The organism is Bradyrhizobium sp. 18BD, assembly GCF_054185225.1.
This window is the reverse complement of the sequence record NZ_JAVAYL010000017.1, coordinates 112,660-128,897: the sequence shown is the minus strand read 5'-3', so window position 1 is coordinate 128,897 and position 16,238 is coordinate 112,660. Positions and strand designations below refer to the sequence as shown.

The following is a 16,238-nucleotide window of genomic DNA, read 5'->3' as shown; positions in this document are numbered from 1 at the left end:
CTCGTCCGGCGAATGCATCGCTACCGGTGGTCGTCCGCGGCCGCCGCGAGCGCGGCGGCGACTTGCTCGGTCGTCGCGCGCGCCGCGCTCGCATGAGCTTCGGGCCCGGGGGGGCATGGCCGGCAGCTCATCGATCTCCCCTGGGAAGATCAGCGGTTGTCCGGCCGGCAAAACAGCAGGACGGTCGGGATCAGGAACGCGCGAAGTTGCCCTCGCCCGTCCCGATCATTTGCCTCACCATTTGTAGGAGACGCTGGCGGTGACGCGGCGGCGGTCGCCGTAGAAGCACGCCGAGGCCGAGGAACAGCTCGCGACATAAACCTTGTCGGTCAGGTTGATGACGTTGAGGGCCGTGCGCCAGTTCTGCCATTCGTAGTGGAGCGCGAGGTCGCCGAGCACCACCGCGGGAACCTCGAGGGTGTTGGCGGTGTCGGCCCAGGACGGGCCGATGTAACGCACGCCGCCGCCGAAGCCGAAGCCTTCGAGCGGGCCGTCCTTGAAGGTGTAGTCCGCCCAGCCCGACACCAGCATCTCCGGCGTGTTGGTCGGGGTCTTGCCGACCAGCGACTGGTCCAGATCCCGGCTGGTGAAGAGGTGATAGGCCGTGAACGCGCCGATCAGCTTTAATTCCCTGGTGGCGTTGGCCACCGCTTCGAGCTCGATGCCGCGCGAAGTCACCTCTCCGGTCTGGTTCTGCAACAGCACATTCGTCGGATCGGTGGTCGCCACATTCTGGCGCTTCAGGTCGAACACCGAGGCGGTGAAATAGCCGTCAAATCCGTTCGGCGCGACCTTCACGCCGATCTCGGCCTGCTTGCCGGTCTCCGGCAGGAACAGCTGGTTCTGCGCGTTGAGGCCGATGATCGGATTGTAGCTCGTCGAATAGGAGACGTAGGGCGCAATGCCGTTGTCGAAATTGTAGATCAGCCCGGCACGACCACTGAACCTGCTGTCGTCGCGGCTGGCGACATTGGCGCCAGTGTCGCGTGCCTCCTGCGTCGTCTCGACCCAATCGTTGCGCCCGCTCAGCACCAGCGTGAAATTGCCGAGCTTCATCTGGTCCTGGACGTAGGTGCCGGCCTGTTTCTGCGTGATCAGGAAGTTGCGGAACGGCGCGCCCGTGAGCGGGACGTTGACACCATAGGTGGGATTGAAGACGTTGATCGACGGCACCGTGCCGAAGTTGAAGGCCTGATAGTCGTCGATCTGGTAGCCCTTGAGATCGACGCCAAACAGCATCGTGTGCCTGACGGGACCGGTGTTGAAGCGGTACTCGAGCTGGTTGTCGAGATCGGCCTGGTTGGCGGTGTTCTTCGCATACCAATTATAGCGGCCCATCGTGGCCGTATTGATGTTGTCCCAGCCATTGCCGATGTAGCCGCGATAGGTCAGGTCGATATGCGCGAACCGCGCATTCTGCCGGAACGTGAGATCGTCGGTGAGATGGCGCTCGAACTGGTAGCCGAGCATCTCCTGCTCTCGCGTGAACTTGTCGACGCTGGGATCGCCGACGAAGAAGCTGGTCGGGATCTTGCCGAACGGCGCGTTGGTCACCGTGCCCTGATACGGCAGGAAGTTGATGCCGCGGGTGTCCTGCCTCGAGGCCAAGGCCAGCACGGTGAAGGTCGTGTCGGCATCCGGCTTCCAGGTGAAGGACGGCGCGATGAAGTAATTGTTGTCGGGCGTGAAGTCGACCTGCGTGCCGCCGTTCTGGACCTGACCGACGACGCGGTAGAACAGCTTGCCATCCTGGGGCTGCGTCGCGACCGGGCCGCCGACATCGAAGCCAATATAGGCGTTGCCGAAATTGTTGACGCCGGTCTCGATGTAGCGGACCGGCTCGGCCGGCGGCTGCTTGCTGATGACGTTGACGATGCCGCTCGGGCTCGACCCGCCATAGAGCACCGCCGACGGGCCGCGCAGCACCTCGACGCGCTCCATGTTGGGCGGCTGGAGCTTCCAGCTCGCATAGGACGTGTAGAACAGCTGCATGCCGTCGAGGAACAGGCCGACATCGTCGGACTTGAAGCCGCGGATCAGCCACCAGTCGTTGCGCGTATCGGCACCGAAGGTCCCTGCCCGCACGCCGGCGGTATAGCGCAGCACTTCGTCGAGCTTGTTCGGCTTCTGGTCGCGGATCTGATCCGCGCCGATCACCGACACCGACTGCGGCGTCTCCATGATCGGCGTGTCGGTCTTCATGCCCGACGAGCTGCGGCCGGCAACGTAGCCGTTCACCGGGCCGCGCGCCGTCTCGACGAAGCCGGCGTTGCGCTGCGGCAGCGGCTTGTTTCTGCTCGCGCTCTGCACCACGCGTCGCGGCGCAATACGCGTGGCAGATGCGGGCGCGCGGCGGCGCGCTTCCGGCGCGGTGACGGTCACCGACGGAAGATTCTGCGCGCCACCCTGCGAGGACGATTGTGCGAGCGATGCCTGCGGCACCAAAACCCAAGCGGATGCGGTCGCCAACACGGCCGACCGCAGCATTCCAAGACTGTTCAACGCGCCACCCCAAAGCTGCATGTTTGATGCGTCATGCCGTCGTGTCCCGACACGGCATGCGATTGGGTGACGCTTATGTGAGGGCGCGCGAATTCCCTAATTGAAAACTTCTTAGAGAAACTCTTAGAGAAGCTCTTAGAAGTGATCCAATATTTCCGGAGATTGCCGGGAACTCAGCGCGCGTTCTTCTCGCTCTCGAGCAGCTCGGCGGCAATCGCGGTGAGCTGATCCACCTGCCGCAGCAGTGTATCGAACTCGGCCTCGCTCAGATCTTTCAGCAGGCGCCGGTTGCGCTCCTTCGCGCCTTCGACGATGGCATCATGTGCGGCGAGGCCCGTCGCCGTCAGCGAGATCAGCACCTCGCGGCTGTCCTTCGGATTTGCCGACTTCGTGATCAGCTTGCGCGAGAGGAGTTCGGCCAGCGCACGGCTGATCTGTCCCTTGTCCTGGCCGACCGCCTCGGCGAGCCGCGCCACGCTCATCGGCGGCCGCCGGCCAAGCGAGGCGACGAGACCGAACTCGACCGAGGACAATCCGGCAAGCCGCTTGTAGCGCAGGATGGCGCCACGCTTGAGCAGATTGGCCAGCACCATCAGCCGCGACGACAGCATCGCGGTGATCGGCGCCGGCTCGCTGTCGTCCGTATCGGACGTCGTCCAACCGTCCCTGCCCGGTGTCTGGTTCATGCTTCACCTGTGCCAAGAAAGCCGTGGCCTGCCAAGCCCAACTCCCGGTCTCGGGGCAGCCTCCCTAACCTCATCTGAATGCGACTAAGAGGCATTTGGAAGATCGTTGACACTGTCATCGAATTATTTTTCACTGGGGCAAGACATCAAAAGGCCCGGCCATCAAGGCCAGCGGCGGGAGGAACAGCATGACGATCACCCAGCGGGATCGCGATCTCGGCACGGCCTATGCGATGAAGCCCGCGCATACGCGCACCGAGCTCACCTCGGTCGTGCGCGGCACGCCGATGGGCGAGCTGCTCCGCCGCTACTGGCATCCGGTCGGGCTCGTCAGTGACGCCACCGACACGCCGAAGAAGGTGCGTGCGCTGGGCGAGGATCTGGTGCTGTTCCGCGACAAGCATGGCCGCGCCGGCCTGCTCCACGCGCGCTGCTGCCACCGCGGCACCACGCTCTACTACGGCAAGGTCGAAGAAGACGGCATCCGCTGCTGCTATCACGGCTGGAAGTTCGACACCGAAGGCCATTGCCTGGAGCAGCCCTGCGAGCCCGACGGCGGCCAGTTCAAGGACAAGGTGCGCCAGCCCTGGTACCCGGTCGAGGAGCGCTACGGCCTGATCTTCGCCTATATGGGCCCGGCCGAGAAACGCCCGGTGCTGCCACGCTACGAGTGCCTGGAAAAAATGGACGACGGCGAGTTCGTCGAAGCCGACGATTCGTCGATCGGCGGCGGCGGGCCGGCCGTCATCCCCTGCAACTGGCTGCAGCATTTCGAGAACGTGGTCGATCCCTATCACGTGCCGGTGCTGCACGGCTCGTTCTCGGGACCACAGTTCACCAACATGATGGCCTCGATGCCGGAGGTGAAGTTCGACAAGACGCCGCGCGGCATTGCGGTCCGGTCGATCCGCAAGCAGGACGACGGCAAGGTGTTTTACCGCGTCACCGAAGCCGCCCTGCCCACCTTGCGCGTGGTGCCCAATCCGCGTGTGGCGCAATTCGCCCGCGTCGAGTCGATCGGCTGGACCTTGCCGATCGACGACACCTCGTTCCGCATCTACGTCGCCGGCCGCGTGAAAAACTCCGGCGACATCGGCCGCATGCGCTCGAAATTCAACGGCAAGTTCTGGTGGGACATGACGGAGCAAGAGCACCAGCAATTCCCAGGCGATTACGAGGCCCAGGTCGGCCAGGGCCCCGTGACCGTTCACTCCGAGGAGCATTTCGGCCAGAGCGACCGCGGCATCCTGATGATCCGGCGCATGCTGGGCGAGCAGCTGGAAGCGATGGAGGCGGGCCGCGACCCGATCGGCGTCTCGTTCGATGCAAGCGCGGGTCCCGTCGAATTCGAAGCGGGGAACTACATTCGCGAAGGGTAGCGCCCGCTTCGCGCGAAAACGCTCTCAACCAGCCCCACGTAGGGCTGGACCGACAACGATAACAAAGACAAATTGGGGGGATGCGATGGTCGATGTGACGTCACAAGTGTCGGTGCAGACGCCCGCCGCGGCAACGCCCTCGCCGCGGCGCTATTACGTGCTGGGCCTGCTGACCATCATCTACGCGCTGAACTTCCTCGACCGCACGATCTTCAACGTCCTGATCGAGCCGATCAAGAAGGAGTTTGCCCTCAGCGACACCATGATGGGCCTGCTCGCGGGCTTCGGCTTCGCGCTGTTCTATTCGCTCCTCGGCATTCCCATCGCGCGCGTCGCCGACCGGCTCAACCGGCGCAACATCGTCGCGGCGGCCTTTGCGTTCTGGAGCGCGATGACGGCACTGTGCGGCGCGGCTTCGAGCGTGACCTCGCTGGCGCTGGCGCGGATCGGCGTCGGCATCGGCGAATCCGCGGGCTCGCCGGCCTCGCAATCCATCGTCGCCGATCTCTTCGCCAAGAACGAGCGCCCGCGCGCACTCGGCATCTACGCCATCGGGACCTATCTCGGCGTCTTCCTCGGCTATTTCGTCGGCGGCTATGTCAACCAGCACTATGGCTGGCGGATGGCCTTCTATGTTGCAGGCCTGCCCGGCATCCTGCTCGCGACGATCCTGTGGCTGACGATCTCCGAGCCCAAGCGCGGCGCGATGCAGGAGAGCTTTGTGCCCGAGCCGCTCGGGCCGACGCTGCGCTTCCTGGCCTCGCAGAAGAGCTTCATCATTGTCCTGATCGGCTTCTGCCTGACCACCTACACGAACTACGCCACCGCAGCCTGGATCCCGCCGTTCCTCGCCCGCGTGCACCATCTGTCGAGCGCCGAGATCGGCACCTATGCCGGCACCTTCAAGGGGCTCGCCGGCATGGCCGGCACCCTGCTCGGCGGCTTCGTGGTGGCACAAGTGAGCCGCCGCGACGACCGCTGGAAGCTGTGGGCACCCGCGATCACCTCCGGCCTCGCCGGCCCGGTCTTCGCGCTCTGCATGCTGACGCAGGACTTTGCCATGATGGTCGCCATGCTGGCGCTGACCTCCTTCCTGGTCGGCTTCCATCTCGGCCCGATCTTCGCGATCGCGCAGACGGTGGCCAAGCCCAGCATGCGGGCGCTGGCCTCCGCACTGATCGCGCTGACCGCCACCTGCTTCGGCCAGGGCGTCGGCCCGCTCGCGGTGGGCATGGTCAACGACGCCCTGAAGGGCAGCTACGGCGCGGACGCCGTGCGCTATTCCCTGCTCTCGGCGGCGGCCACGACGACGCTGGGCGCGCTCCTCTTCATCTGGGCGGCGCGGAGTATCCGCGCCGACATCGCACGGGCGAGCTAACTCAAGCGCTCATGAAGGCGAGCATGTCCGCAAGCAGGCGATGGCCGTTGGCCGGGAGGCGTCTCACATTGATTTCACGATGGTTTTCCGCCTGCGGCACCCCGGCTCTGGCTTCCCCACCGGCCCCGTCGCCCGAAAGCCCGGCGAAACCAAGCCGGCGTATTAATGAAACCATTTTGCGAAACCCGTGAAACCATCCGGAAACAGATGGTCCTTAAGACAGGAGCCTACAGACGGCGGCCAAGCCCGTCGGGAGGCTCAGATGAACCACTCAATTCACTCTGCTGATCGTGCGACCCACCTGAAGATCGTGGTGGTGGCGCTGGTGGCCGGCATCATCGTCGCCGGCTTCGGGATCGCAGCCCGCACCAATGCCGATTACAGCCAGACCGCCCAGTCGACCCACGTCATCAAGGCCGGCAAGCCGGTGGTGGTAACCAGCGCTGGCACGGCGGAAATTCGCTAAGGACCGGACTGCGCTTGATTGCGCCGTGCGTTGGACAACGTGGCCGCCTTCGGGCGGCTTTTTCGTTTTGTTCGCAACTCCTCGCCAAGCGCGAGATGGGCAAAAAAAAGATGCCCGCCGGGCATGGCGGGCATCCGTCCTTCGAGATCTCAGACCGCGTTACCAGGTATAGCGAACGCCCGCCTGCGCACCCGCGATCGAGGTTCCGGTGCCAATCGGGGCCACCAGGGCCTTGTTCGGCACGGTGATGCTGCTGCCGTGAACTTCGAGGTAGGACGACAGTTGCGGCGTCCAGAGCACGTTGATCTTGCCCGAGCCGCGAACGCCATAGGTGCCGGTCGCGCCGAGCCCACCACCGACGAAGCCGACAACGCCACCACCGGCGCCGCTCGAATCGACGATCTCGTAGTACTGCCCCGAAATCGACGGCTGGACCGTGAAGCCCATCCACTTGGCCTCGAAACCGGCGCGCGCGCCACCGTGCACTTCGGTCGAGTCACCGGTCTTGCTGCCAAAGCTGGAGGTGAAGCTCTCCGAATAGGTCACGCCGGCCGTGGGCTCGATCCACACGGTGTACGGGAAGTCGAACCGGTATTGGCCATTCCAGGTATAGGAAATGCCGCTGGAGTCACCGCCCGCGACAAGGACCGTGTTGGAAGTGTTGTGGGTCCAGCTTGCGATGGCCGTGAAGTCAGTCGAGAAGCCGCCGTTGATGTACGACAGGGTTCCGGAGGTCGATGGTGTGGAGCCATCCATAATGAACCCGCCGGTCGAGAAGGTGTGCGCCCACGAGTGAGAGCCGGTCCCGATGAAGGTCAGCGCGTCGGTTGCGGTGAAGATGCCGATCTTGGTCACATCGAACGCGCCGGTCACCGTCGCAACGCTCACCTCGACCCCGGTCGTCTGCGCCCTGTCGCCGCTGCCGACGAAGTTGACGCCGTAAAGCCAGGTCGCCGGGGGCGGCGCCGCAAGCGGCGGAGCCTTGGCGTAGGCCAGCGCGCCGAACGGATTGCTGACACCCTTGGACGCGAACGGATCACGACTGTCGAAGTCCGACTCCTCGCCGCTGAAGCGCAGCGTTCCCGGCGGAGCAATGACCCTGCGATTCTGAATCTGATCGCGAACGTTCTGGATGATGTTCTGGATGACGTTGTTGACGACTTCCTTCGGAATATTGGGCCCTGACTGGGCCGAGGCGGGTCGCGCAGCAAACAAACTAAGCAAAGCAAATACGGTGACGGCAACGCCGTGACGGAAAATTCCTAGCCTCATGGTATTCGATTAGCCCCCTATTGATTTAGCCCCGAGTGCTCGCGGAGGATTCGGACCCGCGAGTTCCTGGTGCAGAAACTATTTGGGCGGCGGCCGCGGCGTCTTCACCCGATTGGGTGAATTGGCGTGCGAGCCCATCAAACGCTCCCACCTGATGCTCATTTGCAACACTTTCCCGACCCTCGTTGCACGCGGTGGGACCGTACCGGTCCCCCGGTTGAATACGCCTAGACATCTCCTGTTCTTCAATTTTATCGTTCCACCGATTTCAGGAACGAATTTGCAATGGCAATTTGGGACTTGGGCACCATCGAGGGCGCCTTCGCGGAAGCGGCTGTCGACTCCACGAGATGGACCCGGGCACTGGAGACGGTCGCATCGACAACCGAAAGCCATGGGGCACTCCTGCTCCCGGTAAAGGGCGGCGTTCTTCGCACGTTGCCCTTCACGGACTCGATTTCCGGCTCGTTCGACAGCTATGTTCGCGACGGATGGCACCTGCGGGATGAGCGGAATCGCGGCATCCCTCTGATGCAGAGATTCGGCGTGATCGACGATCTCGATATTTTCAGTCCCGATACGATAGCCACCCTTCCGTACTATCAGGAGTTTCTGGCCCCGCACGGGTTGCGTTGGTTTGCGGGCGTCGGGGTTTTCTTCGAAGACGACGTCTGGTGTCTGTCGATCCAGCGACGCATCGATCAGGGCCCGTTCTCTGCGGCGGAAAAAGCCGAACTGGGAAAACTGTCCCGGTCGCTCGCAACGGCGGCGGCAACAGCCCGTATCCTGGGCGAAGCCGCGACGTCCGGGGCGATGGAGGCCTATTCGGCGAGCAACATGGCCGCTGTCCTCGTCGATCGCCATGGCAAGATCTTCGAAGCGAATGCGGCGGCCGAACAGCTCCTGTCCGGCGAAATCCGGATCAAGAACGGGAAGCTGGTCCATGGGGCCGAGGCGCCCTTTCCCAGCCTTGACCGCGCGCTGTCCTGGGTTCTGAACCAGGCCAAGCCGGGCTTGCACGACCCCGTGGCCCTTCCCCGAAAAGAGCGGGGACCGCTGCTTGCTTATCCGGCGCGGCTGCGGCCGACCACGAGCAACGCACTGGCCGATTGCCAGGCCATCATCGTCCTCGTCGATCCCGACGCGAGAAGCAACCCGACCGAGGGAACGCTCCGTTCAGTCTACAAGCTGACCGGCGCAGAATCGCGCCTTGCGATCCAGCTCTCCACCGGCGAGGCGCTGGACAAGGTTGCGGAACGCCTGAAGATCTCCAAGGAGACCTCGAGAACGCAGCTCAAGAGCATTTTTGCGAAGCTGGGTGTGCATCGGCAAGCCGAGCTGGTTGCGGTGCTCTCGACCCTTCTGAACGGTATCGGCTAGAGACCGGATTCTCACCCAATCGGGTGAAGACCGCCTTCGTCATGGCAGCTAGTGTGAGGGCCAATAACGGCCCTACTCCGTCATCGTGCGGTTTCGCTTCTTCGCAACACGGCGAGGCGTTGCGACCTGGCTCAACTCCGCGCTTTTGGCGGGCTTGCCCGCTTCCTGTGTCTGCTGTGCGCGGATGTGCCGCCGTACGTCCTCACGAACGTTCTGAATGATCGACTCGCGTGACCACTCGGCCGGATCATCGCAGCGGGCTACGCCGCACAAGGCCAAGAGAAGCGGAAGGGCCAGACTCGGCGCACGGGCAAAACTCGCTATCGTCGTCATTCCGGAGTCTCCGAATTTGTCGCCGGCCTTTGCCGTTACTCGCCATCAACACCGGCGCTGCACGTTTGGTTTCACTCTTCCTTGCGTGCAGCTTCTTGGTCGAAGCAGCCCCCGTCCCGGTTCAAGAAGCCCTGACAGCACAAGCCTTTGATGTCGTCATTCAGCCTCTCTTGAGGTAGAATCAATCAACGAACCGCCATGTCCGTTTTGCCATATTTTTCGATTTCTGAGTTTCCACTGATGCCCGGTCATTTCAGGACCCGTAGTTTCGCAGCATCGCCTCGCGCCTCCGGATTGCAGGGTCTGGTGCGTCGGATCGTTGCTTTCGGCTTCGTCGCGCTGTCGATCCTCGTCTCGATGCAGGCGCAGGCCGCGGCTGGAGAACGGATCGCGCTCGTCGTCGGCAACAGCGATTACCGCAAGGTCCCGAAACTCATCAACCCGGCCAACGATGCGGCCGACATGGCGACGTCGCTGGGCCGGCTCGGATATTCCGTCAAGCACCTCGCCGACCTCGACTACAACCATTTCCGCCAGGCCCTCATCGAATTTGGCAACGCCGCGAAGACCGCCGACAAGGCGGTGATCTTCTTCGCGGGCCATGGCGTCGAAATGGACGGAAAGAACTGGCTGATTCCTGTTGATGCCGAGATCAAGTCAGAGGTCGATGTCTATGCCGAGGCGATCAATCTCGAGACCCTGATCGATATTTCGGTGATGCCCAAGATCATCGGTCTGGTGGTTCTCGATTCCTGTCGCAACGATCCCTTCGAAACGACGAAGATCGCCGCCGCAGGACGCGCGCTGTCGTCGCGGCCCACGCCGTCAAAGGCGACGGCCGGGCCTGCGTCCGGCACGCCCACCGCCCCGACGCCGCTCGCCGCCGGCGCACGCGGCCTCGCCCCTGTCGAGGTGAGCGACAACGTGCTTGTTGCCTTCGCGGCCGCCGCCGGCACGACGGCCAGCGACGGCGCCGGACGCAACAGCCCCTACTCCGGCTCGCTCCTGCGCCACGTCGAAACGCCGCAGCTCGAGATCAACTATCTCTTCCGGATCGTGCACGACGAAGTCTGGAAGGAGACCGGAACGCAGGAGCCCGCGATCTACGGCACCCTGCCGAAGGGCGACATCTACCTCAACGGCGATGCCGCCGTCGCGACCAGCGACAGCGGAGCAGATGCCGAGCAGGTCGCCTGGGAGTTCGTCCGCTCGACCAACGAGGTCGCGACCCTGCGCCGTTTCGCCCAGCAGTTTCCGGCGAGTTCGCATGCGACCGAAATCGACCAGCGCATTGCGCAGTTGCAGACCGCGGAAGCCAACGCCTGGACGATCGTCGAGCGGCAGAAATCGCTTGCGGCCTACCGCGCCTATCTGGATCTCTATCCGTTCGGCGAGCATGTCGAGAGCGCCCGGGTCACGCTCGCCTCGCTCGAGAAGTCGGCGAAGCCCGGCCAGGTCGGCGGGCAGATCGAGATGCCCGGTCCGCCGCCGGCGAGCTATCAGATCGCCTCGATCGAGACGACAGCCGGCAGTTCGGACTCGATCGAGAAGGCCTGGGACGTCCTGAAGGAATCGCGCGACAAGAGTGTGGTCGGCCGGTTCGCCGAACGCTATCCGAGCTCGCGCCATAACCGCCTGCCGCCGGGCAGCGACCTTGCCCTGCGACCGGTCAATTCCACCGAGCTGATGCTGCGCACCGCGCAGGATAGCGACGTGAACTCCTGCTTCGACGGCGATGCCGGGGCGTGCGCCAAATCCATCAAGAAATATCCCGACTACGTCCAGCTTCAATTCCAGCTCTGCCGAGCCAAGGGCAATCCCAAGGGATGCATGATCAACGCGGTGACCGAGGCGCGCAAGCGCGGGCTCCTGGTCTCCGCCTACACCCGCTCGGAAGAGGAGAAGGTTCGCAATCGCGAATACCGGCGTGTCGTCGCTCGCGTGAACCAGAATGTCGGCAACGTGGTCAGCGGCGTTGTCAGCAACGTCGTCGGCAATGTGGTCAGCAATGCCGTTTCGACGGCGGTCAGCAATGCCGCATCGGGCGCAGCAAGCCGGGCGGCATCGCAGGCCGCATCGGCCGCGGCCAGCAGAGCTGCCTCTTCGGCCGCGTCGAGCGCCGCCAGCCGATCAGCATCGAGCGCCGCATCAAGCGCGGCCAGCAGAGCGGCATCGCAAGCCGCTTCGAACGCCGCGAGCCGCGTCACCATTCCATCCGACGTCCGCCTCAAGGAGGACATCGCGGCACTCGGCCAGACTGCTGGCGGTCTCAACCTCTATCGCTACCGGTACAAGGGTGACGCGACGTTCTATGTCGGCGTGATGGCGCAGGAGGTCGCACAACAGGTCCCCGCGGCCGTGTCGTCGGGAGTGGACGGGTTTCTGCGCGTTGACTATGGTCTGCTCGACCTCGATTTCCTCACCTATCGTGACTGGGTGAGGCGGCAGCTCCATTCAGACATCCACTAAGGGACGCGACTTCACCTTGCGCTGGCTGGCACTGTTCATTGCCATCGGGCTTCTCTTCGACGCCGAAGCCGAAGCCGCCGGCAACCGTGTCGCCCTCGTCATTGGAAATTCGAGCTACGCGAACGCGCCACGGCTCGGCACGCCCGCCAACGATGCCGAGGACATTGCCGCAGCTCTCGTCGGCCTCGGCTTCGACGTCGACCTGCGCAAGGACGCGACCATCGGCGACCTGCGAGCCGGTCTCAGCGCCTTCACCGAAAAATCCGCCGCGGCTGATATCGCGATCTTCTATTTTGCCGGATACAGCGCGGCCGCCGGCGTTGGCGGTTACCTGATCCCCGTCGACGCACGTCTGGCGACACCGGCGTCCGCCAGCACCGAGACCATCGCCCTGCCCGCGGCGATCGCCGGGGCCGCGCGGGCCCACAGGCTGGGTCTGGTGATCCTCGATGCCATGAGGGAGAACCCATTCCCTGCGATGCCGGACGGTCGCCGCAGCAGCGCTTCCCTCACTTCGGCAGGGCGCGCACCGATCCGCAACACGCTGGTGTTCTTTCCGGCGGAGCCCGGGCGGACTGCGGACGACGGCGAAGGTCGCAACGGCCCCTTCGCTGCGGCACTGCTGAAATATCTCCCGCAGGCCGACCTCGAGATCAACTTCCTGTTTCGCAACGTTCGCGACGACGTCCGGCAGGCCACGCACCGGAAGCAGACGCCGTACATGTATGGCCAGCTCTCCAAGGACAGGATCTATCTCAATCCCGTCAAGCAGGTCGTCCAGGACGATCCCGCCGTCATGCAGCGCTGCGACAATTCCGTTGCCGGGCTCACGGATTCGAGGGCGATCGGCGCCGACCCGAGCGAGACGCGCGACGATGCAAGGGCGGCGGGCGCGGTTGCGGCGTGCGCGGACGCGGTCAAGCGCTCGCCGGGGGCAGACCGGCTGCACTATCAGCTCGGGCGCTCGCTGTTCGCCGCGCGCGATTACGCAGGCGCGATGGCAAGCTACAAGGCGGCATCCGAACTCGGCAACGCACGCGCGCTCTACGAGCTCGGCTTGATGTACGAGAGCGGCAACGGCGTGGAGAAGGATCCCGCCCGCGCGCGCTTCTACTATGAGATGGCGGCCGAGAAGAAAGTCGCTCCGGCGCTCGTCAGCCTCGGCCTGCAGCAGGAGCGTGGCATAGGCACGGCCAGCGACCCCGCAAAGGCCTACGCGTTCTACCAGCGCGCCGCCGATCTCGGCGATGCGACCGCCATCAACAGGATGGGCGAGCTTGCCGAGAAAGGACTCGGGGCCAAGCAGGACCTGAAACTGGCTCGGGCGCTTTACCAGAAGAGCGCCGCCATGGGCGGGCTGGATGCCATGGTCAATCTCGCCCGATGCACTGCCAACGGAATCGGCGGCCGGCAGGACCTTCCCGAGGCCAGGCGGCTGCTCGCCAAGGCGGTGCAGGCCGGCAGCGCGGACGCAAAGCGCATCCTTGCGCATATCGAGGAGTCCAAGCCGAAATAGACGGATTTGGGCCGGGAGTTTGTTTGCGGCTGAGGGTGGACTCGTTGATCAGCCGGGCCGCCTCGGTGATCGAAATCAGGTACCCAAGCTTGAACGGGATGGTGAGTTCTCAGGTTCTGCTGCCGGACCAGTGAGAGTGTGCAACGCCCGTTCTGCCTGCTCCCTCGTCAAATTGGCCGCCACGTCGTGCCCAATCAGCGCGGGCCCCCTGCGATCACGATCGTAAACCATCCATCCAATTCCTCCCATCCGAATGAGAAACCTGCTCACTGGCAGCATTCTTTCACTCATCCTCGCCTCCCGATCATCTGCTGTCGATCTGGTGAGTAGGCCGCCCTTTGCGAGACTGTATTCGCCCACACGAACCCGTTCGGGAAAAACTGGCAACACCGAAGGGGGTTCCTGCCGGAGCCGAGCTTAAGCGAACAGGATTACAATGGTGCAACCGACCAAACCCCGCGGCGGTCCGGCCTGCTCCACAGAAGCGCCCGGCCGGGGCGTCTCTCGGCAAGAGCATCGGCGCGTTTCCGCTTTGCGCTTATCGGGCTCTAACTCTGCCGGCTGATTGCGGCGACGCGACGCTGGATCGTCGAGGACTTCCGGCCGCCGTCGGCGAACTGCGCGAAGTAGCGGGCGACGGTGACTGCATCGAGATTGGCCCGCACCGAGCCCCTGAATGTCCCTAGCGTAGGGCGATTTGACGAAGCGGGGCCGATAGGCGCCAAGGCACTCGAACAAAGGCCGTCCAAAAATGTCACACCTTCGGTTCTTGTGACACTTTTCAAGGATGGAACCAAATCGGGCTGATTTTAAGTGATTGATATTCCGCCAAAAATGGCGCGAGAGACGGGGCTCGAACCCGCGACCTCCGGCGTGACAGGCCGGCGCTCTAACCAACTGAGCTACTCCCGCGTGACGCGTATGTGTCCGCGCGGAACGAGGGGGGAATTAAAGGCCGGACCATGTGAAGTCAAGGACGTTGGCACCTAAAGCCGGAATACTCCCGTCCCGCGCCGATCGCGTGCGTGGACAGCCCCTCCACGCTCCGCGACGTAGTCAGTTCGGCCCCGAATCGTCTACGCCTTCCGTCACTTGCGCGGTTCCCGGGCTCTCGCCCGGTGACCGTCAGGAATCGAGGAGACCAGACATGGCGAAGAAGGCTGCAGCTCCCGCCACCATCACCCTCAAGCACCTCGCCGCCGATATCGCGGAGAGCCAGGACCTGTCGAAAAAGCACGCCGAGGCGGTCCTGACCGACATGGTCGACCTGATCACCAAGCACCTCAAGAAGGGCGACCGCATCCGCATCGTGGGCCTCGGCATCCTCCAGGTCCGCAAGCGCGCCGCCCGCACCGGCCGCAATCCCGCCACCGGCGAGGCGATCCACATCAAGGCCAGCAAGAAGGTGGCGTTCCGCCCGGTCAAGGAGCTGAAAGAGGCGATCTAGCGGCTTACGGATCGTTAAGCCTGATCCAGCTTCGTTCCGGCCGCATCAAGGCCCGCTTTTCTGATATACCGCTGGCTCCCCCGAGATTTGCTTCTCCAAAGACGCGGCGGTTTGACCAGAAATGTCCTCCCTCTCCTTTTCGCACACCGTGACCGAGCGCTTCCTGCGCTACGTCACCATCGACACCCAGTCCGATCCCAACTCCCCGGCCTCGCCCTCGACCGAGAAGCAGAAGGATCTCGGCCGCGTGCTCGTCACCGAGCTGAAGGCCATGGGCGTCGCCGACGCCCATCTCGACGATTACGGCTATGTCTATGCGACGATCCCGGCCAACACGACCAAGAAAGTGCCGGTGATCTGCTTCTGCTCGCACATGGACACCTCGCCCGATGTCACCGGCAAGGACGTCAAGCCGCAGGTCGTGAAGAACTATCGCGGCGGCGACATCACGCTGCCGGGCGATACCAGCCAGATCATCCGCTTCGCCGAGCATCCCGCGCTGAAGAATCAGATCGGCAACGACATCATCACCACCGACGGCACCACGCTGCTCGGCGCCGACAACAAGGCCGGTGTCGCCGAGATCATGGATGCCGCGCATTTCTTCATCAACAATCCCGACGTGAAGCACGGCACCATCCGGATCCTGTTCACGCCGGACGAGGAGATCGGCCGCGGCGTCGACAATGTCGACATCAAGAAGCTCGGCGCCGATTTCGGCTACACCATGGACGGCGAGAGCGCGGGAAGCGTCGAGGACGAGACCTTCTCCGCGGACGGCGCTACCATCACCATCACCGGCGTCAGCGCCCATCCCGGCTATGCCAAGGGCAAGATGGAGCACGCGATCAAGATCGCAGCCGCGATCGTCGAGCGCCTGCCGAAGGAGGGCTGCTCGCCCGAGACCACGTCGGGCAAGCAGGGCTTTCTGCATCCGGTCGGCATCGAGGGTGCGCTGGAGCAGGCAACGCTCGCCTTCATCGTGCGCGACTTCACCGAGGAAGGGTTGAAGGAGAAGGAGGACCTGCTCGAGGGCATCGTCAAGGACGTGATGAAGGACTATCCGCGCTCGACCTACAAGTTCGAGGTGCGCGAGCAGTACCGCAACATGAAGCAGGTGATCGACCGTCACCCGCACATCGTCGAATATGCCATCGAGGCGATCCGCCGCGCCGGGCTGCGCCCGATGCGCACCGCCATCCGCGGTGGTACCGACGGCTCACGGCTGTCCTTCATGGGCCTGCCCTGCCCCAATATCTTCGCCGGCGAGCACGCCTTCCACTCACGGCTCGAATGGGTCAGCCGGCAGGACATGGAAAAGGCGGTGCAAACCATCGTGCATCTGGCGATGATCTGGGAGGAGAAGGCCTAGCGCCTCCCGTCGATGCGAAGGGGCCGGGCTCGCGCCCG

The 16,238-nt window shown here is 63.9% G+C and carries 12 protein-coding genes and 1 tRNA gene; 8 read left to right on the top strand and 5 right to left on the bottom strand.

The window, feature by feature from the left end; genetic code table 11:
- Positions 1-234 precede the first annotated feature (234 nt).
- Together RAD16_RS28080 and RAD16_RS28075 are read right to left on the bottom strand one after the other, a co-directional pair.
- Positions 235-2,487 (bottom strand): TonB-dependent siderophore receptor, encoded by a 2,253-nt coding sequence (locus tag RAD16_RS28080; protein ID WP_458161068.1) that lies wholly within the window; start codon positions 2,485-2,487, stop codon positions 235-237.
- A gap of 188 nt (positions 2,488-2,675) precedes the next feature.
- A complete protein-coding gene (locus RAD16_RS28075; protein WP_458161067.1) occupies positions 2,676-3,188 on the bottom strand; it encodes a MarR family winged helix-turn-helix transcriptional regulator in 513 nt (170 codons plus the stop codon).
- Between the two features lie 188 nt (positions 3,189-3,376).
- Between RAD16_RS28075 and RAD16_RS28070 the strand changes: the two genes are divergently transcribed.
- The 3 genes from RAD16_RS28070 (at position 3,377) to RAD16_RS28060 (ending at position 6,411) form a co-directional block, all read left to right on the top strand.
- A complete protein-coding gene (locus tag RAD16_RS28070) occupies positions 3,377-4,567 on the top strand; it encodes a Rieske 2Fe-2S domain-containing protein (RefSeq protein ID WP_458161066.1) in 1,191 nt (396 codons plus the stop codon).
- Between the two features lie 85 nt (positions 4,568-4,652).
- Positions 4,653-5,945, top strand: a complete 1,293-nt coding sequence (locus RAD16_RS28065; RefSeq protein WP_458161065.1) for a spinster family MFS transporter — start codon at positions 4,653-4,655, stop codon at positions 5,943-5,945.
- Positions 5,946-6,207: 262 nt separating this feature from the next.
- Entirely contained in the window at positions 6,208-6,411 is a 204-nt protein-coding gene (locus RAD16_RS28060) for a hypothetical protein (protein WP_458161064.1), read from the top strand.
- Positions 6,412-6,570: 159 nt separating this feature from the next.
- Here the strand turns inward: RAD16_RS28060 and RAD16_RS28055 are convergent, their stop codons facing one another.
- Positions 6,571-7,626 carry a hypothetical protein gene (locus tag RAD16_RS28055; RefSeq protein WP_458161063.1) on the bottom strand — a complete coding sequence of 352 codons (1,056 nt, stop codon included), beginning with the start codon at positions 7,624-7,626 and terminating at the stop codon, positions 6,571-6,573.
- Between the two features lie 342 nt (positions 7,627-7,968).
- Here RAD16_RS28055 and RAD16_RS28050 point away from each other — a divergent pair, with 342 nt between their 5' ends.
- Positions 7,969-9,063 carry a helix-turn-helix transcriptional regulator gene (locus RAD16_RS28050; RefSeq protein ID WP_458161062.1) on the top strand — a complete coding sequence of 365 codons (1,095 nt, stop codon included), beginning with the start codon at positions 7,969-7,971 and terminating at the stop codon, positions 9,061-9,063.
- Positions 9,064-9,135: 72 nt separating this feature from the next.
- Here the strand turns inward: RAD16_RS28050 and RAD16_RS28045 are convergent, their stop codons facing one another.
- Positions 9,136-9,396 (bottom strand): hypothetical protein, encoded by a 261-nt coding sequence (locus RAD16_RS28045; RefSeq protein WP_458161061.1) that lies wholly within the window; start codon positions 9,394-9,396, stop codon positions 9,136-9,138.
- A 306-nt stretch (positions 9,397-9,702) separates the two neighbouring features.
- Here RAD16_RS28045 and RAD16_RS28040 point away from each other — a divergent pair, with 306 nt between their 5' ends.
- On the top strand, positions 9,703-11,865 hold the full coding sequence (locus RAD16_RS28040) for a caspase family protein (RefSeq protein WP_458161060.1): 2,163 nt from the start codon (positions 9,703-9,705) through the stop codon (positions 11,863-11,865).
- 16 nt (positions 11,866-11,881) lie between these two features.
- Entirely contained in the window at positions 11,882-13,381 is a 1,500-nt protein-coding gene (locus RAD16_RS28035) for a caspase family protein (RefSeq protein ID WP_458161059.1), read from the top strand.
- An 835-nt stretch (positions 13,382-14,216) separates the two neighbouring features.
- Here RAD16_RS28035 and RAD16_RS28030 read toward each other — a convergent pair.
- Positions 14,217-14,293 (bottom strand) — tRNA-Asp (locus RAD16_RS28030).
- A gap of 109 nt (positions 14,294-14,402) precedes the next feature.
- On the opposite strand from RAD16_RS28030, the gene RAD16_RS28025 reads away from it, so the two are divergent.
- Together RAD16_RS28025 and pepT are read left to right on the top strand one after the other, a co-directional pair.
- On the top strand, positions 14,403-14,828 hold the full coding sequence (locus tag RAD16_RS28025) for an HU family DNA-binding protein (protein WP_458161058.1): 426 nt from the start codon (positions 14,403-14,405) through the stop codon (positions 14,826-14,828).
- 121 nt (positions 14,829-14,949) lie between these two features.
- On the top strand, positions 14,950-16,200 hold the full coding sequence (gene pepT / locus RAD16_RS28020; RefSeq protein ID WP_458161057.1) for a peptidase T: 1,251 nt from the start codon (positions 14,950-14,952) through the stop codon (positions 16,198-16,200).
- Positions 16,201-16,238: the final 38 nt, after the last annotated feature.